This window comes from Enterobacter hormaechei ATCC 49162 (assembly GCF_001875655.1).
In the GTDB taxonomy this organism is placed as follows: domain Bacteria; phylum Pseudomonadota; class Gammaproteobacteria; order Enterobacterales; family Enterobacteriaceae; genus Enterobacter; species Enterobacter hormaechei.
The window spans coordinates 19,182-28,735 of sequence record NZ_MKEQ01000004.1 but is presented as its reverse complement, the minus strand read 5'-3'; the positions used below and the strand labels follow the sequence as shown (position 1 = coordinate 28,735).

At 53.1% G+C, this 9,554-nt stretch carries 7 protein-coding genes and 2 pseudogenes; 1 reads left to right on the top strand and 8 read right to left on the bottom strand.

Features of this window, described 5'->3' with window-relative positions; translation table 11 throughout:
* Nucleotides 1-261: pseudogene (locus tag BH712_RS23705) on the top strand (GNAT family N-acetyltransferase); the annotation flags it as partial.
* Nucleotides 262-287: 26 nt separating this feature from the next.
* Here the strand turns inward: BH712_RS23705 and BH712_RS24960 are convergent.
* The 8 genes and pseudogenes from BH712_RS24960 to BH712_RS23665 form a co-directional block, all read right to left on the bottom strand.
* The gene (locus BH712_RS24960; protein WP_006812499.1) at nucleotides 288-452 is read right to left on the bottom strand and encodes a hypothetical protein; all 165 of its coding nucleotides are present in this window, start codon (nucleotides 450-452) and stop codon (nucleotides 288-290) included.
* Nucleotides 445-696, bottom strand: a complete 252-nt coding sequence (locus BH712_RS24955; RefSeq protein WP_000147960.1) for a hypothetical protein — start codon at nucleotides 694-696, stop codon at nucleotides 445-447. Before BH712_RS24955 ends, BH712_RS24960 begins: the two co-directional genes overlap by 8 nt.
* Nucleotide 697: 1 nt before the next feature.
* On the bottom strand, nucleotides 698-1,390 hold the full coding sequence (locus tag BH712_RS23690; protein ID WP_006812500.1) for a membrane protein: 693 nt from the start codon (nucleotides 1,388-1,390) through the stop codon (nucleotides 698-700).
* A 13-nt stretch (nucleotides 1,391-1,403) separates the two neighbouring features.
* Nucleotides 1,404-1,727 carry a hypothetical protein gene (locus tag BH712_RS23685; protein ID WP_000064173.1) on the bottom strand — a complete coding sequence of 108 codons (324 nt, stop codon included), beginning with the start codon at nucleotides 1,725-1,727 and terminating at the stop codon, nucleotides 1,404-1,406.
* Between the two features lie 74 nt (nucleotides 1,728-1,801).
* Nucleotides 1,802-2,590: a receptor-recognizing protein gene (locus tag BH712_RS23680; protein ID WP_032655902.1), complete on the bottom strand. Its 789-nt coding sequence runs from the start codon at nucleotides 2,588-2,590 to the stop codon at nucleotides 1,802-1,804.
* A gap of 66 nt (nucleotides 2,591-2,656) precedes the next feature.
* On the bottom strand, nucleotides 2,657-6,838 hold the full coding sequence (locus BH712_RS23675; RefSeq protein ID WP_006812503.1) for a tail fiber domain-containing protein: 4,182 nt from the start codon (nucleotides 6,836-6,838) through the stop codon (nucleotides 2,657-2,659).
* 80 nt (nucleotides 6,839-6,918) lie between these two features.
* On the bottom strand, nucleotides 6,919-7,551 hold the full coding sequence (locus tag BH712_RS23670; protein ID WP_006812504.1) for a DUF4376 domain-containing protein: 633 nt from the start codon (nucleotides 7,549-7,551) through the stop codon (nucleotides 6,919-6,921).
* A gap of 2 nt (nucleotides 7,552-7,553) precedes the next feature.
* Nucleotides 7,554-9,554 (bottom strand): annotated as a pseudogene (locus BH712_RS23665) (phage tail tip fiber protein); the annotation flags it as partial.

The window sequence follows — 9,554 nt, the reverse complement described above, 5'->3', positions numbered from 1 at the left end:
CCCAAGCGTTACGCTCGTCGTCTGGCAATAGACAAAAGTATCCAGCGACAAGGGTATGGGGAAACGCTGGTGGCACATGCGATGAAAGTGGTATACCGGGCTTCCCTGGCCGTTGGGATCTACGCTTTGTTTGTTGACGCCAAAAATGAGAATGCGATGCGGTTTTATAAGCAGTTAGGCTTTACCCCTCTTACGGGTGATAACGCCAATTCGCTGTTCTATCCCACAAAAGGCATTGAGAAGTTGTTTGGTGGAAAATAAAGAAGCCCCTCGATTGAGGGGCTGTTTTAATTCAAGGCTTGTCTGTCCTGCCAGTTGCACAATCGCTCTCCCATCGTGTTATGGAAGAGGATCTCGCGTTCCGTCTCTTCGGTCATAAAGTCGTCGTTACTGACATAAATAGGGTTTGCTGCATCGCAGAACAGCACGCCGGAAGTCTGTGTCTTAATCACGCAGCCACTTATCATGCAGCTCGCGATGAACAGCAGAAGCATCTTTCCGCCGCACTTCATTAAGTGTCTCATTTTTGACGTCCACTGTGCTTTGAAGCCTTTTCCTGTCCTCCTGTCTGGCCTTCTCTTCGATTGCTTGCCGGGCCGCACGACCTCCCATCGTATAAGCACCGACAAGCACGAAAAGAACGGCAGCCAGAGTCATCAGAGCAAACTTCAGCTTTGAAAATAGGCTGCCGGTCATATCAGACCATCCCGTTCTGGTGTTTTCGCACCTGTGACCAGGCGATAAAGCCAGCCACCACAATGGTCGCGATACCGAAGATGATCCGAACCGTATCACCACTGGTGATGTGTCCCTGCGCCTTGTCCATTGCCGCAGAGACCTGTGGCATGACGTCGGCCAGCTGTGCCAGACCAATTCCCGCCGTAACGGTCGCACCGGCAGTTTCTTTGGTTACAGGAACAGCCTTCACGGTTTTCACCGGCTTAACGACACCAGCGCGACGCAGACCTTCCTCAATAACTTCTGCCGCATACCAGGTGTTCGGCGTTTTGAGCGGGCCACGGCCATTTTCATGACGGATAATCGCCTCCACCAGCGGACGCAGAGTGTCGTAGTCGTGCAGATCGATAATCATGTCCGGGGTCACGCCAACGGCTTTAGATACCTCGTTCACGTAAGCTACGGTGTTGTTTTCATGCGGAGGCGCCCAGCGTTCGATGACTTCGCGGATCGTATCGATGCTGGAGCCATCCTTCGCGCGGCGCTTGTCGTGGTAGGTAATGAGCGTTACTGCCAGCGCCCGAATCCCCCATACGGGATCTTTGAACGTGCAGAAACGCGGTTCGGCAGGGTTGTCAATTAACCCCTGCCACGGCGAACCTTTGTCGAGGTTGCCAGGGTTGTTATTACGAATGCCTCTCGGAGTTTTCATCCTTGATCTCCTGTTATTGCAGTCCATTCTTCACGCCATAAGCGGCCAGACCCAGCAGCAGCGCGGTAATCAGGAACGACGTTATCTTTGAGATAATGCCGCCAAAGAACCCGCTGGAGATGGCGTCTAGCCGATTAAGTAGTTTGTCCAGGTTGGAGTGCTGAATGCTGTGTTGCGAAGGCGTCATATCGCCAAAGTAGGTTTTGAGCTGGTCGTTGACCTCCTGGCCAATTTCCTCACGTAACTCCTTACCTAATTTGCCGACAACTTCACGCGCAACGATAGCGGCAATGCGCTCTACCTGCTCTGGCGTTACGCCTGCCATCTCGTTCGACATTATTTCCTCCATGAATCGTCAAATCGGGATGGCTGTTTTATACCACAAATCACCCTTACATGGTAGGTAAGTACTTACACACGAGCACCATAAATTGCACCGACTTTAGTCCATGTAGGCGCGTTCCCCGTGACAGCCTTACCCGCCGCGCCCCCTCCGTACATTGTCCCCAATCGTCCAGTAGCAGCCGCACCAGCAGCCCCCACATTACCTCCACTGCCGCATGTGTATTGAACAGCGGTAGAGCCGATCAAATATTGAGCACCAATCCCGGGAGCGGTTAGAGTGCCAGAAGTTGCCGCACGCGAAGTTGAAGCTGGCGGCCTTGTAGTGTTTGCAACACCAAACGGGCGACCGCCACCACCCATACCACCATCGGCTGAGTTACCGCCGCCACCACCACCGCCACCGGCAATAGCGCCGTTATTGGTTATTCTTAAACGAGTCCCAATCCCGTTGTTAATAGCAGTGCCACCGGCAGCACCGCCACCTTTAACGCCACCATTACCCCCACGACCATAGACAGTTACACCTGCGTTGATTACCAGGCTGATATAAGAGTTGGTAAGCGAACTCGGGAAATCTAAACATGGCACGCCGCTGCTGGACGACACCAGATCCCCTGTAATGGTAACAACGACTGGCGTCGCCCCCTGGGATTTTAAATAGTTGATCAGTGTGTCTTTGTTGTAGTTATGATTCGCACCGATGCTGTAATGAATTTCCTTAGAACGACCTGCTAACTGAGACATATTCCCAGCAGCAGACAATTGCACCGCCGTTCGAGCTGCACTCATCCATCTCTGGCCTGTCACACTGACAGCCGAAGACCCAATCCAACCGGGAACACCGACAATTGGCACATCTAATCTCCTTTTTGATGTGAATATCCTGAATTGGTGAGGGTGGCCCCTCACCATTCACCTTGATTACATTTTTGCCTTCAGTTCGCGCACTTCCTCGCGCAGCTCTTTGACAGCCTCGACCAACATGCCGATAACGCCGTTGTAGTTAAGACGCAGACGAGGCTCTCCTGACTGATCGTTATGGTCAACCGTTACCAGTTCAGGCTGAACATTCTGGACGTCCTGAGCGATGAGGCCGCCAGACTGCTCATACCGGTCACAGACCTGAATCTCGTACAGAACACCTTCGATCCGATCCAGCTTGTCGAGCGCTCGTTCAATCTTGCGAATATTGCGTTTGCTACGACGGTCAGAGCGGATATAAACGTCATTAAAGCTGCCATTACCGCCACAAACCCAAGTACCATCATTCTGGAGGTATGCGTTCGCATCCGTGCCGTTTGCGGTACGTGAGTTGTTGATCATGTAAAAACCAAACTGACTGTTTCCCAAGCCACCCAAGAAGAATTTGCGATCCGCGTGGTCTTGTCTCAACAACGCTTGTGCAGAGCTTGTACTTACAGCGTTCCTCCCGAAGATGACGTTCTGGTTACGCATATCTATCCACGCGCCAGAGCCGCTGTTGATGGAAAAACGGTTGGCGTAAACCCACGCACTTGACGTGATGTCACCCGTTACACTCAACGGCTTAAGGCTTTGCAGCGTGCTATTAACGAACCTAAAAACATGGGCGCTATTGGCGTAAACATCCAGAATGCCATCTCCGTTCTGTTTAAAGCCGGTGTCATTGTCACCCAGAACAATGGAATTACCGCCAAGACCATTGACCACACCCAGCCCAAGACCACCGTTAACAACAGCACCATTGCCCATTGTTACTCTGCCATTAGTGAGATCTACATAAAATGGACGAAGCGAACCTATATCACCATTTTCTCCCTGGTCTTTTGCTGTCGGGATAAGGTAAAAATTATTTTCGGAACGGCGAAAAATCATCCCGTATGCCGCATCGTAAATGCGTAACCCATCCGTAGAGCGGATCTTAAGCTGTCCGGACATCGTACCGCCGCTGTTTTTCATAAATAGCGCATCAATCCAGCCTGCAAATCCCGACTTATTAATGTATAAATTTCCATCATTTGCCAGAATGCCTCCACCTTGCGTCTTGAGGGGCTGACTCACATTTTGCAGCGTCAGCACACCAGTCATTGTTCCGCCAGAAATCGGTAACGCACCGACATCAGCCGCAGTGGGTTTGAGAGCAGTGTTGTAATCTCTGCGCCAGGCAGGGGCATACGCGCTACCGTGATTAATATAGGTGAACTGAGCACAGGCAATCCCACCACCGGTAGTCGTTGTAGGCGTAGTAACTCGGATGGTCATTGCGCCTTCGGTACCTAAAACCTCGATAACCGCACCAGCAAGGCAGATATTGCCGACACCTGTATCAGTGATAATTTTATTGTCGGCATATGACCAGGAACCCTTCATCATCCAGTACGGCACTTCGAAAGCACCACGCGCCTTCAGCCATGCGATAAATTCAGCGGTAGTCCAATTACCAGCCCCTGTGCTGTACGACGCGCTAAATGCTTGCGCGGCCCCAACGTCTTTCGCTGTGGGTTTGTGTGCTGTGGTGTAAACCTGTGCCCAACCAGACCAGTTTGCGTCACCGGCATCACGTCGAGATCGCACATATACCGGGGCATGAGCACCGCTTGTTCCACTCCAACCAACTAAAAGTTCACCCTCACCAGACGCATAAGCACCTTTCAAGTGAATAACGTTGCCGTAAGCCGTTGGATAGCTATTGTTATAGGCTTCATACATCTGAATGCCAGGCATGGCCCCTTGAGTGTTCGAAGCCAGCGCATTAACTCGCCCGCGGGAAACCAACGTCGGGATAGTAATGTTGGCAGAGCCATCGAACATTACGCTGTTGATTGTCCGCGGTGTTTGCAGTTTGGTTGCAGTAGCGGCATTACCAGTGGTGTTCTGATCACCCTGAATATTCACACCTGGCAGGTTGATATCAGTCGAACCGTCAAATCTCACCCCACCGATATAACGAGCGGTTTGAAGCACGGTAGCGGTACTTGCGTTACCCACCAGCGAACCGGTAATGGAGCCATCCTGATCAGAAATGACGCGATGGTAGACAGTCCCCTCTACAGCGTCTTCAGGCAGCGTATCCACAACCTCCAGTACTTCCAGAGTTTCGACCACAGCACCGGCAGATTGCAGGTTGACGACCAGCTTCTGAGAGCCAGCGCCAGCTTTGATGTAAATGTCGTAGTTATCATCAGCCGTGTTCACGGTAGCTACAGACAGCACAGCCGAATCCATAGTGCGATAAGCGACCGCATTCACCGATTTCGGATCGCCTGCAGCAGTTCGCAGCACGATATCGGCCATTGCAGCAAGCGCTGGCTGCCCGGCTTCGTACCCTGCCCCGCCGATCACTTCGATGTATACGGTGCTGGTCGACTGTGGCATACGTGCCGTGGACACTTTCACCCACTTCGGCGCGTCGGTAGCCATGTCCATTTCAGCCGAAGTCCCTTTCCATTTCACACTGGCAACACTGGCCTGGGCGTTCTGGGCGTACTCATAAGCCTTCGTTTCTGATTCTTTGGCATTCAGTTCAGAAGTTTTCGCCCCGGCAGCCGCATCGGTCGCCTCAGTTGCTTTCGTGGATGCCAGAGCAGCAGAATCAGAGGCTTCTTTGGCTTTAGCTTCAGCCACTGCCATCGCTTCGGTCGCAGTCGTTGCGGAAGCAGCAGCCTCACCTGCGGATTTGGCAGCAGCTGTTGCAGATCCTTCAGCGGCGGTCTCAGCAGACTTCGCGTTGGTTTCAGAGGTTTTGGCGGCTGCGGCAGATGCCTCAGAAGCTGTCGCCTGTTCACTGGCAACGTTGGCCTTCTCTGTTGCAGTTGTGGCCGAATCGGCAGCCGCAGTAGCTGATTTGCTCGCAGCATCAGCACTGCCAGCTGCGGCAGCGGCACTTTCCCCTGCGTGGGCTTCTGAGTTCTGGGCAGCCGCTTTTGATGCTTCGGCAGCCGTTGCGCTCTCCGATGCAGCTGTCTCGGACGCCTTTGCATTGGTCTCCGAAGTTTTTGCCTTCTCTTCGCTGGACGCAGCCGCGTTTTGACTCGCTAAAGCGGCGTCAGCAGACTCACCTGCAGCGGTGGCGCTTTCGGAAGCGGCGTTCGCGCTGGATGCGGCAGCTGACTCGCTGGCAGCAGCAGCCTTCTGTGATGCGTCGGCGTTGGTTTCTGACGTTTTGGCAGCCGCAGCACTTGCCGCCGACTCACCGGCGCTCGAAGCAGCATGGGTTTCTGATTCCTTAGCCGCATTTTTTGAGGCCAGCGCATCAGCTGCACTGCCAGCGGCGGCCTGCTCTGAGGCAGAGGCATTGGTTTCAGAGGTTTTGGCAGCAGCAGCAGAGTCAGACGAGGCAGACGCCGAAGCAGAGGCTTCGGACGCGCTGGTCGCAGCCTGAGTTTCAGATGCTTTCGCCGCATCTTTGGATGCCGCGGCACTCGTGGCTGATTCTCCCGCTTCAGTCGCTTTGGTAGACGCTGTCGCGGCAGACGCAGCAGCATCTACCTTGAAGCTCTCAGCATTGGTTTCAGACGTTTTTGCGGCGGAAGCGCTTGCACCGGCAGCGTTTTCTGATGCAGCAGCTGCGGCAGCACTCTGGCTTGCTTCGGTGGCTTTGGTAGACGCTGTATTGGCGCTTTCCGCAGCGGCCGCGGCACTGGCAGCAGCTTCCCTGGCCTTGTCGCCAGCGGCATTGATAACGTCGGCGTTATCCGTATACCATTTCTGGTTTGCGTTATGCTCATTGACGATCTGCGTCAGCGACTTCACGGTCACTTCCGTACCGTCTTCACGCTCAAGCGTTACCTCATCAACTGCCGTCAACCAGCTGCGCATCGTCTTCGAGTCGGCTGACATTCGGGTCATGAGCGCGGTAAAGCGTGCGCTGAACTGCGTTAAGTCGCCTTCATAGGTTGTGATGATGCGGCACGGAACGTCCGTCTGGGTCTCGCCCGTGTACGGCTCCGCGAGAATCAGGCTTGTGTCGCTGATTACGCGCTTAATTTCGTACAATTTGTTGTCAGGGCCGATGACGATCATGCCCGGCAGAACGCCGTTGGCGGTCACATTCCAGTACGTGCCAGTGCCAGAAAGTGCGTCACTTCCCTGTGTAAATGTGATAGTACCTTCCCTGTACCACATATTCTCTCCTTGAAAAGACGGGCATCCATGCCCGCCATAAGTAAGTACATACTTATTTTTACCGATGTAAAGATGGATGTCTACCGTCGAGCAGAACCATCCTCCCATCCGACCTGATAATTTTTGATTAGCTCAGGGTCGCTCATCTCCAGAATGTCTTTTTTCATCACCCTCTGGTGTTCGTGAATGCTGAACTTGCGGTCGAATAGCGTCTGCGTCATTCGCATCTCTAGCTCCTTCAGTTGCTCCAGCGTTACCGGAACATCGTTATTGTCCGCATCTGTCCAGAAGAAATTGTCCGGAAGACCGCCTGCCGCAGCTTTTAGCGAGATATCCAGCCGCTCTTTGGAAATGTCATTCGCGTCCCAGCGGTGGCCGTTCCATTCGAAATAGACGGTGAAACTTTCCTGACGAATACGCCAGTCGTTAATTTCTGCCAGCTTCTCGACTTTCAACCGTTCAATGTACTCGTCCTGATCAGGGTACGGTGCGATACCGCCACTGGCTTCAGACCCCAGCGCCTCAAGTATCTTCTTTGCCAAAGGTGACGTGTCAGTCTCTGCCAATGTGTATGGCAAAAACAGAGGCGTTACACCATCCTCCATAACAAGCCCATCAAACTGAATCTCACAGGAGATCCCGCCACTAAGATTGCGCACTGCATTCCTTACAGCAGAGATGACGGGGGTTTCTTCCATAATATCCTTCTCCATTTTTAAGCCTTAAACACCAGAACGAGATAAGGCTCGTTAACACGGTGATTGTATTTACGCTGCTCGTGCCAGGTATAAACATCGACAGTTGCAGACTGGCCAGCAGGCAAGTTGTAATAGCCGAACATGCCGGACTGGTTTTCTGAGTTGTCTCGTTTGCCATACATCTGCTGCTTGACACCATTTACCGTATATTCAGTAATCCTTGACCATGAATAGGTGTTGGTATTCTCCGATGGAGCGTAATAGTAGTACCCACCGGAAACGTAGATCACACGAGCGAACGTCTGAGGCGCAAGATAGATACTGCTGCCATTAACCATGTAGGCTTTAACGATATCGCCATCAATCTGGTTGGCGTGCAGTTTCCCCAGAATCTGGCAGTTCTGTGCGATGGTAACGTTATTCAGCGAGCCGGAGTTCGCAGTGATGCTTCCCCGGAACGTACCGTTATTAAACTCAGGACTACCATTTTTGGGGATAATCCAGCCTTTACTGCCAGCGGCGTAATCGTTCGACTGAATGACGTTACCAATTTTGGCGTTAGTGATTGTGCCGTCTTTGATATAAGCGCCGTTCATATACGCCACGCTGTTTTCGATGACAAAAGGCGTGGTGATCTTCCCGTTTACGGAGTTGACCAGACCAAAACGGTCTGCCTGAACCAAAAACTGCGATAGACCGGTGCTGTCGATACCCAGCGCGATACCTGCAACGTACTTCTGGCCGCCACTGGTAGACGTTTCCATCTTCAGCGTCCAGGCAGCAGAAACCTTCTTATCGGTATCAGCAATTGCCTTCGCCTGCTCCTGGATGAGAGCCGAGTTACCATCAACTTCAGCCTTAACTGTATCAATTCTCTTACCGAGAGCACCGTCAGCATTTGCACGCGCGGTGGCTTCGGATGTGATAGCAGCGTTGATATCTTTGCCGGTCTGAGCCTGAAGATTGGTGATCTGCCCGGCCAGAGCAGAGTCGGCATCTGTACGCGCTTTCGTCTCCGTGTCGACAGCGGCCTTGATGTCCTCTGCCGTCTGAGCCTTCAGCGAGCTGATCTGCGAAGCCAGAGCACCATCTGCATCGGTTCTAGCCTGGGTCTCTTCCGCAACGGCGGCTTTGATATCCTCACCAGTCTGGGCCTTCAGTTGGGTGATTTGCTTCGATAGCGCCTCATCCGCTGTGGCTCGGGCAATCTGTTCTTCAGTGAGTGCCGCGCTGATATCCCCTTCAACTTTCGCCTGCAACGTGGTGATCTGACGAGAAAGCGCTTCATCCGCAGTCGCACGCGCCTCTTGTTCAGCAACGATGGCCGCTGAAATATCGTCGTTGAGCTGGGCTTCCAGCTTGGAGATATGCGTCGCAATAGCCTTATCTGCCTCTACGCGAGCCGTTGTCTCTTCCAGAATCGATGCCCGGATATCCTCACCAATTTCTGCGCGGATCTCTTCCACTTTTGAGGCCATTGCAGACATATCGTCGGCAAACGTCTTCTGAGTGGTGGCGATCTTCGCGTTATTGACCATTTGCTTGTGCTGGTCTTCATCCTGACGCAGAGCGAGGTCAATATTGGTTTTGGCCAGAGCCTCGATATTGGTCGATACTTCCGCGCTGGCGCGTTCGACTTCGGCAACGGTCTTTTTCATCTCTTCGACGGCGGCAACGCTGTCATCGACGGAGGATTTCATTGCCTCAATCTGTTTGGCATTTGCCTTATCGCCTTCGACACGGGCTTCACGCTCTTCAGCAATCAGCGCGGAGGCATTGTCGAGCGCAGCGTGTGCCGCTTCCACAGCACCTGCAACGGCTTTGCCCTGCTCGGAAACGGTCTCCTGCAACTCAACCAGAGCCGCATTAGAGTCCTCAACCTGTTTGCAGCGCGTCGTTGACCTTGTCCAGCGTGCCAGAGACTTCATTTTTGAGGTCGTTCTGGGCCTGTTCAAGCCGACCGCTGGTGTCTTCCAGTTTGCTGTCCAGATCGGCAACGGACTGATCAAGCTCTTTCA